The sequence below is a fragment of the Pseudomonas sp. rhizo66 genome, assembly GCF_031931925.1.
In the GTDB taxonomy this organism is placed as follows: domain Bacteria; phylum Pseudomonadota; class Gammaproteobacteria; order Pseudomonadales; family Pseudomonadaceae; genus Aquipseudomonas.
This window is the reverse complement of record NZ_JAUJWZ010000022.1, coordinates 1-15,348: the sequence shown is the minus strand read 5'-3', so window position 1 is coordinate 15,348 and position 15,348 is coordinate 1. Positions and strand designations below refer to the sequence as shown.

The window sequence follows — 15,348 nt, the reverse complement described above, 5'->3', positions numbered from 1 at the left end:
AATTCAAGAGGTTCGACACGCCATGTTGCTGATGATCGACAACTACGACTCCTTTACTTACAACGTTGTGCAATACCTCGGCGAGCTGGGTGCCGAAGTCAAAGTCGTGCGCAACGACGAACTGACCATTGCCGAAATCGAAGCACTCCAGCCTGAGCGCATCGTGGTTTCCCCTGGCCCCTGCACGCCGACCGAAGCCGGCATCTCCCTTGATGCGATCAAGCACTTTGCCGGCAAGCTGCCGATTCTCGGCGTGTGCCTCGGCCACCAGTCCATCGGCCAGGCCTTTGGCGGCGACGTAGTGCGCGCGCGTCAGGTGATGCACGGTAAGACTAGTCCGGTATTCCACGAGGACAAGGGCGTCTTTGCTGGCCTGAATCATCCGCTGACCGTCACCCGCTACCATTCGCTGATCGTCAAGCACGATACGTTGCCCGATTGCCTGGAGCTGACCGCGTGGACCCAGCACGATGACGGCTCGGTCGACGAGATCATGGGCCTGCGTCACAAGACCCTGAACATTGAGGGCGTACAGTTCCACCCCGAGTCGATCCTGACCGAGCAGGGCCATGAACTGTTTGCCAACTTCCTCAAACAAACCGGCGGCACGCGCTAAGGACTTCCCATGAATATCAAGACAGCCCTGAGCCGTATCGTCGATCACCTCGACCTCAGCACCGATGAAATGCGCGACGTGATGCGCGAAATCATGACCGGCCAATGCACTGACGCGCAGATTGGCGCGTTCATGATGGCCATGCGCATGAAGAGCGAGAGCATCGATGAAATCGTCGGTGCCGTGTCGGTGATGCGTGAGCTGGCCGATCAGGTTGAACTGAAGACCCTCGACGGCGTGGTCGATGTGGTCGGCACCGGCGGTGACGGCGCGAACATCTTCAACGTGTCGACCGCCTCTTCGTTTGTCGTCGCGGCGGCCGGTTGCACTGTGGCCAAGCACGGCAATCGCGCCGTGTCGGGCAAGAGCGGCAGTGCCGACTTGCTGGAAGCCGCTGGCATCTACCTGAACCTGACGCCGGTGCAGGTCGCCCGTTGCATCGACAACGTCGGTATCGGTTTCATGTTTGCCCAGACCCATCACAAAGCCATGAAGTACGCCGCCGGCCCGCGCCGCGATCTCGGCCTGCGTACACTGTTCAACATGCTCGGCCCGCTTACGAATCCGGCCGGGGTGAAACATCAGGTGGTGGGCGTGTTCACGCAGGCATTGTGCCGGCCATTGGCCGAAGTCTTGCAACGCCTGGGCAGTAAGCATGTGCTGGTGGTGCATTCAAAGGACGGCCTGGACGAGTTCAGCCTCGCCGCACCGACCTTCGTTGCCGAGTTGAAGAACAACGAAATTACTGAATATTGGGTCGAACCGGAAGATCTCGGCATGAAGAGCCAGAGCCTGCACGGTCTGTCGGTCGAAGGCCCGGAAGCGTCGCTGGCATTGATCCGTGACGCACTCGGCAAGCGCAAGACCGAAAACGGTCAGAAAGCCGCTGAAATGATTGTGCTCAATGCCGGTGCAGCGCTGTACGCCGCCGACCTGGCCACAAGTTTGAAAGAAGGCGTGGCGCTTGCGCACGACGCTCTGCACACCGGCCTCGCTCGGGAAAAACTCGAGGAGCTGGGTGCCTTTACCGCGGTATTCAAAGTGGAGAATGAGGGATGAGTGTACCGACGGTTCTGGAAAACATTCTGGCCCGCAAGGTTCAGGAAGTCGCCGAGCGTAGCGCTCGCGTCAGCCTGAGCGAGCTGGAAAGTCTGGCCAAGGCGGCCGATGCACCCCGTGGTTTTGCCCAGGCATTGCTGGCGCAGGCGAAGAAGAAACAGCCTGCGGTGATTGCCGAAATCAAAAAGGCTTCGCCAAGCAAAGGCGTGATCCGCGAGAACTTCGTTCCCGCCGACATCGCCAAAAGCTACGAGAAGGGCGGGGCAACCTGCCTGTCCGTGCTGACCGACATCGATTACTTCCAGGGCGCCGATGCCTACCTGCAACAGGCCCGTGCCGCGTGCAGCCTGCCGGTGATCCGCAAAGACTTCATGATCGATCCTTACCAGATCGTTGAAGCCCGCGCGTTGGGCGCCGACTGCGTACTGCTGATCGTCTCCGCACTGGATGACGTGAAAATGGCCGAGCTGGCCAATGTCGCCCAAAGCGTCGGTCTCGATGTGTTGGTCGAAGTACACGATGGTGATGAACTGGAGCGTGCGTTGAAAACCCTCGACACGCCGCTGGTCGGGGTCAACAACCGTAATCTGCACACCTTCGACGTCAGCCTGGAAACCACACTTGATCTGCTACCGCGCATTCCGCGTGATCGTCTGGTGATCACTGAGAGCGGCATCCTCAATCGCGCCGATGTCGAACTGATGGAAATCAGTGACGTGTATTCGTTCCTGGTTGGTGAAGCATTCATGCGCGCGGAAAACCCGGGCACCGAACTGCAGCGCCTGTTCTTCCCGGAGCGTGGTACTTCGATCAGCGGTTCGACCCTCGACTGATTCGAGTCGACTCATTCGCGAGCAGGTCGAATCGTCGCACCGTCGCTCCCACATTTGGAATGCATTTCCCCCTGTGGGAGCGAGCCTGCTCGCGAAGGGGCCATCGAAACCGCTAAAGATCTCCATGTTGCCGGAGCCTGTTATGTCGCTGCCAACCCCGCTGACCATCGAAGCCGGCCTGCAAGCCGAACAGGACTTGCTGGCCTCGGTCTGCGCCGGCGACGCAGAGTTCGGCCTGCTGTTCTGGCAACCCAGCGATCGCGCCCTGGTCATGCCGCGCCGCCTCAATCGTCTGCCCGGTTTCGAGCACGCCTGCGAAGTCTCTGCCGCCGCTGGCTGGCCGGTGCTATTGCGCGAAACTGGCGGCGAGCCCGTCCCGCAATCCGCCGCGACAATCAATATCGCCCTGGTCTATGCGCCACCACGCAGCGAAGGCGATTTGAACCGTATCGAAACCGGCTACCGACGTCTGTGCGATCCGATCTGTCAGTTGCTCGACGAGTTGGGCGGCACATCATCGTTGGGCGAAATCGCTGGCGCATTCTGCGACGGTCGCTTCAACGTCAATCTCGATGGACGCAAAATGGTCGGCACGGCCCAGCGCTGGCGCCAGAGCCAGGGCGGGCAGCGTCCGGTCGGCCTGGTGCACGGGGCGATGCTGATGGATAACGAACGGGATTCGATGGTTGCAGCGGTCAATCGCTTCAACCAAGCCTGTGGTCTGGAGCCGCGGGTGCGGGCGGAAAGCCACATTGCCCTGCACGAGAAATTCAACGCGCCCCAAGCTTTGGCGCGTCTCGATGAGTTGTTTCGTTTAATGCTGGCGCAGATCTATAGCGCCTGACTGTCGGGCTTAGCGCGTACCGAAGACCACCATGGTCTTGCCTTTCACATCAACCAGGTTGCGTTCCTCAAGGTCCTTGAGCACGCGACCGACCATCTCTCGCGAACAACCGACAATCCGGCCGATTTCCTGACGGGTCACCTTGATCTGCATGCCGTCCGGGTGGGTCATCGCGTCGGGTTGCTTGCACAGTTCCAACAGGCAGCGTGCCACTCGGCCGGTCACGTCGAAGAACGCCAGATCGCCGACCTTGCGCGTGGTGTTTCGCAGGCGTTGTGCGATTTGTCCGCTGAGCACGTAAAGAATGTCTGGATCCTGTTGCGATAATTCGCGGAACTTGGCGTAGCTGATTTCCGCCGTTTCGCATTCGACCTTGGCCCGCACCCAGGCACTGCGTTGCTGTTCCTGGCCCGCTTGCTCGAACAAGCCCAGTTCGCCAAAGAAATCCCCGGCGTTGAGGTACGCGATGATCATTTCGCGGCCGTCGTCATCCTCGATGAGGATCGTCACCGAACCCTTGATGATGAAATACAGGGTGTCCGAGCGATCGCCCGCACAGATGATGTTGCTCTTGGCCGCATGGCGACGGCGCTGGCAATGCATCAACAGCTTGTCGAGGTTCTTGATTTTGGGGGTGGGGGTAATAGCAACCATGGTTGTATCCCGAAAAGACTGCACGGTGATGTTTGATTTTTTATGAGGCGCTGAAGGCGGTCGCTACACAGGCTGACAATTGGCGCCAGCGAATTGGCGCCAGCTTAACAGACACTTCGTCGCAAATTCGAGAAATTACCTACAACGCAGAGGCATCCTGTCCTAGGAGCGTTGCTCGTTGTCCGGGCAAAACCCTGTGCTAAGCTGGCGACCCTTTTTTTACAGTGGAGTCTGGGCGATGAAGGCACGCATCCAATGGGCTGGCGAAGCCATGTTCCTCGGCGAATCCGGTAGCGGTCATGTCGTGGTAATGGACGGTCCGCCGGACGCCGGTGGTCGTAATCTGGGTGTTCGTCCGATGGAAATGCTTCTGCTGGGTGTCGGTGGTTGCAGCAACTTCGACGTGGTCAGCATTCTGAAGAAGTCTCGCCAGGCCGTTGAAAGCTGCGAAGCCTTCCTCGACGCTGAGCGCGCGACCGAAGATCCGAAGGTGTTCACCAAGATCCACATGCACTTTGTGGTCAAGGGCCGTGGCCTGAAAGAAGCCCAGGTCAAACGCGCCATCGAATTGTCCGCAGAGAAGTACTGCTCCGCCTCGATCATGCTTGGCGCGGCTGGCGTGGCGATCACCCACGACTACGAAATCGTCGAACTTGGTTGAAACGACATTCAACTATCACAAAAGCAGTGCAGACTCTGGCGATCCCCCCGCTGACGTCTGCATATTGCGCCGTTTTTTTCAGGGCAGGGATCGGTCAGCCGATGGATCAACTGCCTGAACAGATAACCAGAATCGCCCATCGCGAAGCGGTGTTAACCGTCCTGCTCAGGTGCGTCGTTCGCCCAGAACTACCTCTCCGAAGACACTCGCGACGCGTACCAGATGATCGACGTGAGCGTGTATCAGGAAAACCTGCGCGCAACATGTCGATCCAAGATTCCCGGGCACAAAAAAGGCGACCTTGCGGTCGCCTTTTTTATTTCTGCAAAAAACCCTGTGGGGGCGAGCCTGCTCGCGAACGGGCCCTCTGTAGCAATATAGATCTCAGATCCTGTAAGTACTCTTGGTCATCACCTTGGCCAGCAGACTCATCCCGAACTTCACCGGCGCCGGAAAACGAAAACCTCCAGCCTCCAGCGCACTCTCCGCATGATGTTCTTCATCAATACGCATTTGCTCAAGAATCGCCCGGGACTTCTCGTCCTCAGCCGGCAGCTGTTCCAAATGTTCGTTCAAGTGCTTGCACACCTGATGCTCGGTCGCTGCAACGAACCCGAGGCTGACCTTGTCGCTGATCAGCCCGGCGACGGCGCCGATCCCGAACGACATACCGTAGAACAGCGGATTCAAAACGCTGGTATGGCTGCCCAACTGATGAATGCGTTGTTCGCACCAGACCAGATGATCGATCTCTTCTTCGGCGGCGTGCTCCATTGCTTCGCGTACCTGTGGCAGCTTGGCGGTCAACGCCTGCCCCTGATACAGCGCCTGGGCGCAGACTTCACCGGTGTGGTTGATGCGCATCAGACCGGCGACGTGGCGGGTGTCTTCGTCGCTCATTTGCGTATCCGGTTGCAAAATCGCCGGCGACGGACGGTACGGCTGGCCACTGAAGGGCAGCAGCGTGCGCATCGCGGCATCCGCTTGCAGCAGAAGACGGTCAATCGGCGAGTAGTGACGTTGGGTAGTCATGCTGACCTCCGGGAAGAATCTCGGCGCCCAGTTTAACCGAATCGGCCGGGGAAGGTTTGCGTTGGGTCATTTGCCGCGCGGTCATGCTTTTTTGTGGGAGCGAGCAGGCTCGCTCCCACAAAGGGGAATTAGCCCGGCGGCCAGTTCATCTGACGCTGGCCGAGTACGTGCATATGAATGTGATAGACGGTCTGCCCACCCTTTTCATTGCAGTTCATCACCACGCGGAAACCATCTTCGCAGCCCAGTTCCAGCGCCAGACGCTGCGCAGTAAACAGGATGTGCCCGGCCAGTGCCTTGTCGTCTTCGGTCAGGTCATTGAGGGTGCGCACCGGTTTTTTCGGGATCACCAGGAAATGCACCGGTGCCTGAGGGGCGATGTCATGGAAGGCCAGAACCTGGTCGTCCTCGTAAATGATCTTGGCCGGGATTTCCCGGTTGATGATCTTGGTGAACAGAGTATCCACTGCTGTTTTCTCCGTTGTTTGGGCTGAATCGAGTTTAGCGCGATGAATCCGGATTCTTTAGCGCGGGCAGTAAGCTTTATTGACCATGCCGACGATGGTGCGGTTGAGCCAGCGCGAACCCAGTCGCGGCAGGAAGGCGAACCAGCGGTTACGCCGCCCCGGAATGATGATGGCGCGGTTCCTGTCGAGGGCGCGCACGGTGTACAGCGCGACTTCCTCGGGACTCATCATTAACTTGCTGTCTTTGAGTTTGTCGCTGTTCAACTGGGCGGTGCGAAAAAATGCCGTGCGTGTCGGGCCGGGGCAAAGCACTGAAACCTTTACCGCACTCTGTTTCAGTTCAACTCGCAAGGCTTCGGAGAAGTGCAGCACATACGCCTTGCTGGCGTAGTAAGTGCTCATCCATGGGCCGGGATTGAAGGCGGCCACCGAGGCGACATTGAGAATCTGCCCGCCGCCCTGCAGCGCCATGCTGTTGCCGATGGCGTGGCAGAGACGGGTCAGGGCGAGGATATTCACTTCGATCAGATCCTGTTCGGTCATCCAGTCCTGCGCGAGAAACGGGCCGCAGGTGCCAATGCCGGCGCAATTGACCAGCAAGTCGATCTGCCGGTCACCTTCTTCAAGCTCCAACAAAAAACCGGACAGACGCAATGGCTCGCCCAGATCGCAGGCGCGAAATAACACTTCTACGCCAAAGCGTTGAGTCAGCTCTATCGCAATACTTTCCAGCTGATCACGTTGTCGTGCCACCAGAATCAGGCTGCGGCCGCGCCGGGCCAGTGCTTCGGCCAGTGCCAGACCGATGCCGCTGGAGGCTCCAGTGATCAGAGCGTAACGGGTCATGCAATTCTCCATCGCAACAGCTCCGCGCCGTCGACGCGGGTGTCACGGCGGGGAGCGCTGTTCATTCTTTCGCAGAGTCTACAGGGGCCTGCGCCGCTTCGGCGGCTTCGTCGGCGGAATCCACGGGTGATTCGACTTCTACTTCGACTTCATCAGTGGTTACCGAGCCACTTTCGTAGCTGCTTTCCAGATTGCTTTCGTACTCCTGCTGGATCGCCGAGATCCCCCCCAGCATTCCACCGGCAAAGATCAGCGCGAAGAACACGATCCACAGGGAGCACAGCACTTTCACGGCGGTGCTGTTGGGCGGCGGGGGAGGGCCATAGCGATTCGCGCCGGTGTTGCCCGGGACGACCATGATCACCAGCGGAAAGAAACTGCCCACAAACGGCACCAGGTTCAGCAGCCAGAGCCAGCCCGACCAGCCGATATCGTGCAGACGCTGGACGCTGAACAGAATGCTGACGATCAGGAAGGCGATAAACAGGAAGAAGGCGAAGATCCCGCCGATGATCAGGCCGGTGGTGGAGTCACCGCTGACCAGCCCCAGAGCCAACAGCGCGAACACGCCGACGATGGGCAGGGTCACCAGGCTCAAGACCATTGTCCAGGCGAGAAAACGCAACCGGCCAATTCGCCCTTCGACGCTGAACGGCTTGAGCGTGGCGAACGCCGGTAGAATCTCGCCGACACTGGCGCGCGGTGGGGCGTAAGGGGAGTCAGGTTCCGTCACAGCCGGCGCATGCTCATGCACATCGGCCAGGTTCAGTTCGATGGTTGTTTGCGCTTCGATGCGTGCATCGATCCCGGTTTTGTTCAGTGCTTGCAGATAGGTCTGGGCATCACTATGGGACAGGTCGCGCTTGAGGGCGATGGTCGTGCCGTTGAACAGGCGTTCAATGCCAGCGACATCGCTCTTGAACAGGGCCGCCAGATTGAGCTTGGCGGTGGTGATATCGACACCGGGCTGCAGAGCACCGTTGAATACGATCTTGTAACGGGGTTCGCTCATGGCCGAGGCATCCTTGTCGCGAATAGATTGAAAGGTCAGCAGTGTAAGGCCAGTCCACCGGGGCTGGCCTGATTTTTCTCAGCGTGGCCAGCGTTGCGGTAGCAGGGCTGCGCGCTTCTGTGCCTGGCGATACTCGGCGTCCAGCCGTGCGATCAATTGATCCACGCTCGGCAGGTCATCGATCTGTCCGACGCCTTGCCCGGCCGACCAGACGGTTTTCCAGGCTTTGGCTTCATCGTTGATCGGCTTGAGCTTGTCACCGAAATTCACCTCGCCTTTGCCTTGCAACGCAGCCATATCGAAACCGGCCGCCTCCAGGCTCTGGCGCATAAAGCTCGCCGGCACTCCCGAGACCGCTGGAGTATGAATGATGTCCGCAGCCTTGGCTGTCAGCAGCATCTGCTTGTAGGCGTCAGGCGCATGACTTTCCGTGGTGCCGATAAATCGCGTACCGAAGTAGGCCAAATCCGCACCGAGCAGCTGTGCGGCGAGAATCTCATGGCCGTGGTTAAGACATCCTGCAAGCAGCAGGGTTTTATCGAAAAACTCTCGGATCTCGGCGATCAGCGCAAACGGACTCCAGGTCCCGGCATGACCCCCGGCGCCGGCCGCCACGGCAATCAATCCGTCGACACCGGCCTCGGCCGCTTTCTCGGCATGTCGGCGAGTGGTGACGTCATGAAAGACCAGGCCGCCATAGCTGTGCACCGCGTCGACCAACTCCTTCACCGCGCCGAGGCTGGTGATGACGATCGGCACTTTGTGTTCGACGCAGATGTTCAGGTCTGCCTGCAAGCGCGGGTTGCTGTTGTGCACGATCAGGTTCACCGCGTAGGGCGCCGGGTTGTCCAGTGTCGCCAGCCCCGCTTCAATCTGTTCCAGCCAGGCTTTGAATCCGCTGCTTTCGCGTTGGTTCAGCGCTGGAAAACTCCCGACCACGCCATTGCGGCAGCAGGCGAGCACCAGTTCCGGGTTGGAAATCAGGAACATCGGCGCAGCCACGACAGGCAGGCGCAGACGTTGTTCGAGCAAAGCGGGCAGCGACATTATGAACACCCCAAGGATCTGTACTTGTTGAAGTTAGAACGGCTTGACCACGACCAGAATTACGATAGCCAGCAATATCAGAACCGGCACTTCATTGAACCAGCGATAAAAGACATGGCTGCGGGTGTTCTCGCCACGGGCAAAGCGTTTTACCTGCGCGCCGCACATGTGGTGGTAGCCGATCAGCAAAACGACCAGGGTCAGTTTGGCGTGGATCCAGCCGCCCATGCTGAAGATGCTCGGGTTCAGGTAAATCAGCCAGCCGCCGAAGATCAGCGTGGCGATCATCGCCGGTCCCATGATGCCGCGGTACAACTTGCGCTCCATGACGCTGAAGCGTTCTTTGCTGATCGTGTCTTCGCTTTGCGCGTGGTAAACGAACAGTCGCGGCAAGTAAAACAGTCCGGCAAACCAGCAAACGACGCTGACAATGTGCAACGCTTTGATCCATAGATAGAGCATTTTTGGTTATTCCCTCATTCACGGTAAGCCGGATAGTAGAGGCTTGAGCGTCCGCACGTCACCTTGACGGTTGTCGCAGGGCTGCGTGGCCCCTATTATCGACGGCTTTCCAGTGGGTTCTTTGAGGGCAGGTTATGGTCAAGGTCGGTATCGTCGGCGGCACGGGTTACACCGGTGTCGAACTGCTGCGTCTGTTGGCGCAGCATCCGCAGGCAGAAGTGGTGGTGATCACTTCCCGATCCGAGGCCGGTCTGGCCGTGGCTGACATGTACCCGAACCTGCGCGGCCACTACGACGGCCTGGCCTTCAGCGTGCCGGACGTCAAGACCCTCGGCGCTTGCGACGTAGTGTTCTTCGCCACTCCGCACGGTGTGGCTCACGCATTGGCCGGTGAATTGCTGGCGGCGGGCACCAAGGTCATCGACCTGTCCGCCGATTTCCGTCTGCAAGACGCTGAAGAGTGGGCCAAGTGGTACGGTCAGCCGCACGGCGCGCCTGAGTTGCTCGATGAAGCGGTTTACGGTCTGCCGGAAGTCAATCGCGAGCAAATCAAGAAGGCTCGCCTGATCGCGGTGCCGGGTTGCTATCCGACCGCTACCCAGTTGGGTTTTCTGCCGTTGCTCGAAGCCGGTCTGGCGGATGCTTCGCGTTTGATCGCTGACTGCAAATCCGGTGTCAGTGGTGCCGGTCGCGGTGCGGCTGTCGGTTCGCTGTACTCCGAGACATCGGAAAGCATGAAGGCCTACGCGGTGAAAGGTCACCGTCACCTGCCGGAAATTCGCCAGGGTCTGCGTCGTGCAGCGGGTAAGGATGTTGGTCTGACCTTCGTTCCGCACCTGACCCCGATGATCCGTGGCATTCACTCGACGCTCTACGCGACCGTGGTTGATCGCTCGGTGGATCTGCAAGCGTTGTTTGAAAAACGTTATGCCAACGAACCGTTCGTCGATGTGATGCCGGCCGGCAGCCATCCGGAAACCCGTAGCGTGCGTGGTGCCAATGTCTGCCGTATCGCCGTTCACCGTCCGCAGGATGGCGATCTGGTGGTGGTGTTGTCGGTGATCGACAATCTGGTCAAAGGCGCGTCGGGTCAGGCGGTGCAGAACATGAACATCCTGTTTGGGCTGGATGAACGTTTTGGTCTGTCCCACGCCGGTATGCTGCCGTAAGACTTTATCCGGCACAGCAAAAAGGCCCGTTGAACGGGCCTTTTTGCATTCAGAACCGGTGATCGGGTTTATTGATATACCGTAACAATAGTTGACCGATTTTCTCGGACAAGCGGATAATGCGCGTCATCACGCATTATGGCGGCGTAACGCCGGGAGATAGTCAGCATGAGCGTCGAATCCTTCACCCCCACGGCTTTGCAATTCACTCAAGGTGCTGCGCACAAGGTGAAGAGCCTGGTCGATGAAGAGGGGAATGATCGCTTGAAGCTGCGCGTATTTGTTACGGGCGGTGGTTGTTCAGGGTTTCAGTACGGTTTCACCTTCGATGAAGATGTGGCCGATGACGACACGATCGTCGAGCGCGAAGGCGTGAGTCTGGTGGTTGATCCGATGAGCTTCCAGTACCTGGCCGGTGCTGAAGTGGATTACCAGGAAGGTCTGGAAGGTTCGCGCTTCGTGATCAAAAACCCGAATGCCACCACAACGTGTGGTTGCGGGTCTTCGTTCTCGATCTGATCGCACTGCGCTTCAGATAACAAAACGCCGCAGAGCCTCACGGTTCTGCGGCGTTTTGCTGTGCGTGATTTTTAAGCGGGGTAGATGGCGCCGAGTATCCGCAGTCCGCGTGCGCCGGTGACGCTTGGGCGGTTGGCGGCAATGCCTTCGAGGCAGCAATGGGCCAGCCAGGCGAAGGCCATGGCTTCGACCCAGTCTGGATCAACGCCGTGGGTGGCAGTGCTGGCGACTTTGGTGGTCGGCAGCAGCTCGGCCAGGCGCTTCATCAGCGTGGCGTTGTGTGCACCGCCGCCGCAGACCAACAGTTCCCGGGTATCGGTTTGGGCGTTTTGCAGAGATTCAACGATCGTCAACGCGGTCAGTTCAAGCAACGTAGCTTGCACATTCTCGGCAGCGAAGGCTGGCAGGTGCGAGAGATGTTGTTCCAGCCAAGACAGGTTGAACACTTCGCGGCCGGTGCTTTTCGGTCCCTTGGTGACGAAGAACGGATCGCTGAGGAGTGCGTTTAGCAGTGTCGGCTCGACTGTACCTGTTTTAGCCCAGTCGCCATTGCGATCATAGTTTTCGCCGCGCTGCTGGTGAATCCAGGCGTCCATCAGCACATTCCCTGGGCCGCAGTCGAAACCGGCTACAGGCTTGGTCGGCTCAATCAGACTCAGATTACTGAAACCGCCGACATTCAAGACAGCCTGGTTACCGGTACGCTCTTCAAATAATGCCTCATGAAATGCGGGCACCAGCGGAGCGCCTTGGCCGCCGGCCGCCACATCGCGGCTGCGGAAGTCGCTGACTACGGTGATACCGGTCAGCTCGGTCAGCAGAGCAGGGTTGCCGATCTGCACGGTGAAACCACGTGCCGGCTCATGGCGGATGGTCTGGCCGTGGCTGCCTATCGCACGAATGTCTTGCGGCTTGAGTGTCTGCTGATCGAGGAGGGTATGAATGCCCTGCGCAGCGAGAGTCACCCAGTTCTGTTGGGCAATCGCCGAGCGGGCGATCTCGTCAGGGCCGCTGGCGCACAAGCCAAGCAGCTCGGCGCGCAGGGATTCAGGCATGGGGATGTAGTGCGTGGCGACCAGTTTGATCGCCGAGGTCTGTTCGATCAGGGCGATGTCCAGACCATCGAGGCTGGTTCCGGACATCACGCCGATATACAGGGCCATGACTTAGCGCTTGCTCGAAGCCAGCATGGTGGCCTTCTCTTGATCCATGCGTGCCATCAGCGGCTGGCTCTGAGCGAGGAAGCGAGCGCGCTCGGCTTTGGCGATCGGGTCGGCCATTGGCAGTTTCTGGCCCAGCGGATCGACGTGAACGCCATTGACCTGGAACTCATAGTGCAAGTGTGGGCCTGTGGACAGGCCGGTCGTCCCTATGTATCCGATGACCTGGCCTTGCTTGACGGTGCCGCCGGTTTTCACGCCTTTGGCGAAGCCTTGCATATGGCCGTACAGCGTACGGTAGGTGTTGCCGTGCTGGATGATAACGGTGTTGCCGTAGCCACCACGACGTCCGGCCAGCAGCACCTTGCCGTCACCGGCAGCCTTGATTGGCGTACCGCGCGGCGCAGCGTAGTCAACGCCTTTGTGCGCGCGGATCTTGTTGAGGATCGGGTGCTTGCGGCCCATGGAGAACTTCGAACTGATACGAGCGAAGTCCACCGGCGTACGGATGAACGCCTTGCGCATGCTGTTGCCGTCAGCGGTGTAGTAGCTGCTGTTGCCTTGCTTGTTGGTGTAACGCACGGCGGTGTAGGTCTTGCCGCGGTTGGTGAAGCGGGCAGACAGGATCGGGCCATTACCGACCGCTTTACCGTTGACCACTTTCTGCTCGTAGATCACATCGAATTCATCACCCTGGCGAATGTCCTGAGCGAAGTCGACGTCGTAACCGAAAACGCTGGCCATATCCATGGTCAGGCTGTGGGAGAGACCGGCACGGGCTGCGGATTGTGAAAGTGAGCTATTGATGACGCCGTGCACGTAGGCGGTGCGAACGGTCGGTTTTGCGGTAACCCGGTTGAAGGCATAACCCTTGTCATTCTTGGTTAGGGTAATGGTTTCGACGTCACTGACCTTGCTGTGCAAACTGGTCAGTTGGCCTTCAGGAGTCAATTCGAATTCGAGTTTCTGGCCGTGCTTGAGCTGGCTGAACTGCTTGGCTTGTTTGTCGCTGGCCAGCACTTCATGGACGGAGGCGGCAGGCAGGCCTACCTTTTCGAACAGCGTCGACAGTGTATCGCCCTTGGCGACGATGACTTCACGATGGCCAGGTGCTTTTGGCTTTTCGGCGGCTGGTGCAGGTGCAACTTCTGCGGTTTGCGGGGTGTTTTCGCTGCTGTTTTCGATTTGAGCAAATGGCGAAGTCACTGGCTCATTTGTGGCTTGAGCCGCGTCAGCAGCGTCTTGATCTTGTGTCAGTTGGTCAGCAGGACTTTCCAGTTCAAGGCTCAGGGTCGTCTTTTTGGCTTCGACATCACTGGAAGGAAATACCAGGAGTGCCAGGCTGAGAAGGGCGGCGATACCACTTGCAGCGAGCAGGTGGGTCTTCGGGTAAAGCGGCGGCGCTTTAGACGGTTCTGTGGTCATAAGTAATTTTGACTTTGAAAAAAGATGGGTTGGAAAAGATGAATGACATGATGAAGATGAAATAACTGTATAAAATATAACCAAATCATCTCTGAAGCAAGTCTGCAGACATCGCGTCTGTGGATTGGTGTCCGTGCGCCGGGCAAAACTTGTAATTGGTGCACGATCTTGTATGGTTGGTTCCCTTTGAATCTGAGCCTTGCGGGTCTGTTATGAAGTCGGTTGAAGAGCAGCTAGCGCTGATTAAACGTGGTGCGGAAGAACTATTGGTCGAGTCCGAGCTGGTCGAGAAGCTCAAGCGCGGCCAACCGCTGCGTATCAAGGCTGGTTTCGATCCGACCGCTCCGGATCTGCACTTGGGTCACACGGTGCTTATTAATAAGCTGCGCCAGTTCCAGGAGCTGGGGCATCAGGTGATCTTCCTTATAGGTGACTTCACCGGGATGATCGGTGATCCGAGCGGTAAGAGTGCCACTCGCCCTCCATTGACTCGCGAGCAGGTTCTGGAAAACGCCGAGACCTACAAGACGCAGGTGTTCAAGATTCTCGACCCGGCTAAAACCGAGGTTGCGTTCAACTCCACCTGGATGGACAAGATGGGGCCGGCGGACTTCATTCGCCTCACTTCGCAGTACACCGTCGCGCGCATGCTTGAGCGCGATGACTTCGATAAGCGCTATACCACCAATCAGCCAATCGCTATTCACGAGTTCCTCTATCCGCTGGTTCAGGGTTACGACTCGGTAGCTCTGCGCGCGGATGTCGAGCTGGGTGGGACTGATCAGAAGTTCAACTTGCTGATGGGGCGTGAGTTGCAGCGAGGTTATGGGCAAGAGGCTCAATGCATCCTGACCATGCCGCTGCTCGAGGGGCTGGATGGCGTGAAGAAGATGTCCAAGTCCTTGGGCAACTACGTCGGCATTCAGGAAGCGGCGGGCGTCATGTACAGCAAGCTGGTTTCGATTCCGGATGCATTGATGTGGCGTTACTTTGAGTTGCTCAGCTTCCGCTCGATGGACGAGATCAACGCGTTGCGCGCAGATGTTGTAGCGGGTGCCAATCCGCGCGATGTCAAAATCAAGCTGGCTGAAGAAATCGTCGCGCGCTTCCATGGTGAGGAGGCTGCGGCCAATGCTCATCGTGCGGCGGGCAACCGTATGAAGGATGGTGAGTTGCCGGACGATCTGCCAGAGATCGAGTTGGCTTCTGCTGATGATATGCCGATCGCTGCTGTCCTTAATAAGGCAGGGTTGGTGAAGAACTCGGCGGCGGCGCGTGATCTGTTGGCGTCTGGTGGGGTGCGTGTCGATGGCGCGGTCGTTGATCGCTCCTTTATATATGTACTCGGCGCGACCCATGTCTGCCAAGCTGGCAAGAAGGCATTTGCGCGTATCACTCTGAAATCTGAGTGATTGCTGAAAATAAGGGTTGACGGCGAATTTCAGATGTCTATAATTCGCCCCACTTCCGGCGCAGTCGAAACGGAAAACTCCTTGAGATTCAATGAGTTGCGTAGGTTTCGACAGTGGGTTGCTTCAGTTT

General features: G+C 58.3%; 17 protein-coding genes. 8 read left to right on the top strand and 9 right to left on the bottom strand.

The window, feature by feature from the left end; genetic code table 11:
* Positions 1–22 precede the first annotated feature (22 nt).
* The 4 genes from QZR14_RS23480 (at position 23) to QZR14_RS23465 (ending at position 3,352) form a co-directional block, all read left to right on the top strand.
* The gene (locus tag QZR14_RS23480; RefSeq protein ID WP_311997869.1) at positions 23–616 is read left to right on the top strand and encodes an aminodeoxychorismate/anthranilate synthase component II; all 594 of its coding nucleotides are present in this window, start codon (positions 23–25) and stop codon (positions 614–616) included.
* A gap of 9 nt (positions 617–625) precedes the next feature.
* Positions 626–1,675: an anthranilate phosphoribosyltransferase gene (trpD, locus tag QZR14_RS23475; protein WP_096817925.1), complete on the top strand. Its 1,050-nt coding sequence runs from the start codon at positions 626–628 to the stop codon at positions 1,673–1,675.
* Positions 1,672–2,508, top strand: a complete 837-nt coding sequence (gene trpC, locus QZR14_RS23470) for an indole-3-glycerol phosphate synthase TrpC (protein ID WP_311997868.1) — start codon at positions 1,672–1,674, stop codon at positions 2,506–2,508. Before trpD ends, trpC begins: the two co-directional genes overlap by 4 nt.
* 142 nt (positions 2,509–2,650) lie before the next feature.
* A complete protein-coding gene (locus tag QZR14_RS23465) occupies positions 2,651–3,352 on the top strand; it encodes a lipoate--protein ligase family protein (protein ID WP_250607956.1) in 702 nt (233 codons plus the stop codon).
* Positions 3,353–3,361: 9 nt separating this feature from the next.
* Here QZR14_RS23465 and crp read toward each other — a convergent pair whose 3' ends face one another.
* Entirely contained in the window at positions 3,362–4,006 is a 645-nt protein-coding gene (gene crp, locus QZR14_RS23460) for a cAMP-activated global transcriptional regulator CRP (RefSeq protein WP_095122650.1), read from the bottom strand.
* A gap of 238 nt (positions 4,007–4,244) precedes the next feature.
* Here crp and QZR14_RS23455 point away from each other — a divergent pair, with 238 nt between their 5' ends.
* Positions 4,245–4,667 (top strand): OsmC family protein, encoded by a 423-nt coding sequence (locus tag QZR14_RS23455; protein ID WP_016772921.1) that lies wholly within the window; start codon positions 4,245–4,247, stop codon positions 4,665–4,667.
* Between the two features lie 384 nt (positions 4,668–5,051).
* Here the strand turns inward: QZR14_RS23455 and coq7 are convergent, their stop codons facing one another.
* The 6 genes from coq7 to hemJ form a co-directional block, all read right to left on the bottom strand.
* Positions 5,052–5,699 (bottom strand): 2-polyprenyl-3-methyl-6-methoxy-1,4-benzoquinone monooxygenase, encoded by a 648-nt coding sequence (gene coq7, locus QZR14_RS23445; protein WP_250607957.1) that lies wholly within the window; start codon positions 5,697–5,699, stop codon positions 5,052–5,054.
* Between the two features lie 128 nt (positions 5,700–5,827).
* Entirely contained in the window at positions 5,828–6,166 is a 339-nt protein-coding gene (locus tag QZR14_RS23440; protein WP_053124353.1) for a histidine triad nucleotide-binding protein, read from the bottom strand.
* Between the two features lie 57 nt (positions 6,167–6,223).
* Positions 6,224–7,012, bottom strand: coding sequence for an SDR family NAD(P)-dependent oxidoreductase (locus tag QZR14_RS23435; protein ID WP_250607958.1), 789 nt, complete (start codon positions 7,010–7,012; stop codon positions 6,224–6,226).
* A 61-nt stretch (positions 7,013–7,073) separates the two neighbouring features.
* Entirely contained in the window at positions 7,074–8,024 is a 951-nt protein-coding gene (locus QZR14_RS23430; RefSeq protein ID WP_311997867.1) for a DUF805 domain-containing protein, read from the bottom strand.
* A gap of 78 nt (positions 8,025–8,102) precedes the next feature.
* On the bottom strand, positions 8,103–9,071 hold the full coding sequence (locus QZR14_RS23425) for an NAD(P)H-dependent flavin oxidoreductase (protein ID WP_250607960.1): 969 nt from the start codon (positions 9,069–9,071) through the stop codon (positions 8,103–8,105).
* A gap of 33 nt (positions 9,072–9,104) precedes the next feature.
* The gene (gene hemJ, locus QZR14_RS23420) at positions 9,105–9,533 is read right to left on the bottom strand and encodes a protoporphyrinogen oxidase HemJ (RefSeq protein WP_123453979.1); all 429 of its coding nucleotides are present in this window, start codon (positions 9,531–9,533) and stop codon (positions 9,105–9,107) included.
* A gap of 134 nt (positions 9,534–9,667) precedes the next feature.
* Between hemJ and argC the strand changes: the two genes are divergently transcribed.
* Both argC and erpA read left to right on the top strand, forming a co-directional pair.
* Entirely contained in the window at positions 9,668–10,702 is a 1,035-nt protein-coding gene (argC, locus tag QZR14_RS23415) for an N-acetyl-gamma-glutamyl-phosphate reductase (protein WP_090286789.1), read from the top strand.
* A gap of 168 nt (positions 10,703–10,870) precedes the next feature.
* Positions 10,871–11,221 (top strand): iron-sulfur cluster insertion protein ErpA, encoded by a 351-nt coding sequence (gene erpA, locus QZR14_RS23410; protein WP_007918905.1) that lies wholly within the window; start codon positions 10,871–10,873, stop codon positions 11,219–11,221.
* 71 nt (positions 11,222–11,292) lie between these two features.
* Here the strand turns inward: erpA and QZR14_RS23405 are convergent, their stop codons facing one another.
* Positions 11,293–12,384, bottom strand: coding sequence for an anhydro-N-acetylmuramic acid kinase (locus QZR14_RS23405; protein ID WP_311997866.1), 1,092 nt, complete (start codon positions 12,382–12,384; stop codon positions 11,293–11,295).
* Positions 12,385–12,387: 3 nt separating this feature from the next.
* Positions 12,388–13,806 (bottom strand): peptidoglycan DD-metalloendopeptidase family protein, encoded by a 1,419-nt coding sequence (locus tag QZR14_RS23400; protein ID WP_250607963.1) that lies wholly within the window; start codon positions 13,804–13,806, stop codon positions 12,388–12,390.
* Positions 13,807–14,018: 212 nt separating this feature from the next.
* Between QZR14_RS23400 and tyrS the strand changes: the two genes are divergently transcribed.
* Positions 14,019–15,218: a tyrosine--tRNA ligase gene (tyrS, locus tag QZR14_RS23395; protein WP_311997865.1), complete on the top strand. Its 1,200-nt coding sequence runs from the start codon at positions 14,019–14,021 to the stop codon at positions 15,216–15,218.
* Positions 15,219–15,348: the final 130 nt, after the last annotated feature.

Excerpts from the sequence above, each read along its gene's own strand:
- coq7 (WP_250607957.1), bottom strand. The coding sequence starts at position 5,699 with ATGACTACCCAACGTCACTACTCGCCGATTGACCGTCTTCTGCTGCAA.
- trpD (WP_096817925.1), top strand. The coding sequence starts at position 626 with ATGAATATCAAGACAGCCCTGAGCCGTATCGTCGATCACCTCGACCTC.
- QZR14_RS23405 (WP_311997866.1), bottom strand. The coding sequence starts at position 12,384 with ATGGCCCTGTATATCGGCGTGATGTCCGGAACCAGCCTCGATGGTCTG.
- QZR14_RS23455 (WP_016772921.1), top strand. The coding sequence starts at position 4,245 with ATGAAGGCACGCATCCAATGGGCTGGCGAAGCCATGTTCCTCGGCGAA.
- erpA (WP_007918905.1), top strand. The coding sequence starts at position 10,871 with ATGAGCGTCGAATCCTTCACCCCCACGGCTTTGCAATTCACTCAAGGT.
- QZR14_RS23480 (WP_311997869.1), top strand. The coding sequence starts at position 23 with ATGTTGCTGATGATCGACAACTACGACTCCTTTACTTACAACGTTGTG.
- QZR14_RS23430 (WP_311997867.1), bottom strand. The coding sequence starts at position 8,024 with ATGAGCGAACCCCGTTACAAGATCGTATTCAACGGTGCTCTGCAGCCC.
- QZR14_RS23465 (WP_250607956.1), top strand. The coding sequence starts at position 2,651 with ATGTCGCTGCCAACCCCGCTGACCATCGAAGCCGGCCTGCAAGCCGAA.
- QZR14_RS23435 (WP_250607958.1), bottom strand. The coding sequence starts at position 7,012 with ATGACCCGTTACGCTCTGATCACTGGAGCCTCCAGCGGCATCGGTCTG.
- hemJ (WP_123453979.1), bottom strand. The coding sequence starts at position 9,533 with ATGCTCTATCTATGGATCAAAGCGTTGCACATTGTCAGCGTCGTTTGC.
- QZR14_RS23425 (WP_250607960.1), bottom strand. The coding sequence starts at position 9,071 with ATGTCGCTGCCCGCTTTGCTCGAACAACGTCTGCGCCTGCCTGTCGTG.
- argC (WP_090286789.1), top strand. The coding sequence starts at position 9,668 with ATGGTCAAGGTCGGTATCGTCGGCGGCACGGGTTACACCGGTGTCGAA.
- tyrS (WP_311997865.1), top strand. The coding sequence starts at position 14,019 with ATGAAGTCGGTTGAAGAGCAGCTAGCGCTGATTAAACGTGGTGCGGAA.
- crp (WP_095122650.1), bottom strand. The coding sequence starts at position 4,006 with ATGGTTGCTATTACCCCCACCCCCAAAATCAAGAACCTCGACAAGCTG.
- trpC (WP_311997868.1), top strand. The coding sequence starts at position 1,672 with ATGAGTGTACCGACGGTTCTGGAAAACATTCTGGCCCGCAAGGTTCAG.
- QZR14_RS23400 (WP_250607963.1), bottom strand. The coding sequence starts at position 13,806 with ATGACCACAGAACCGTCTAAAGCGCCGCCGCTTTACCCGAAGACCCAC.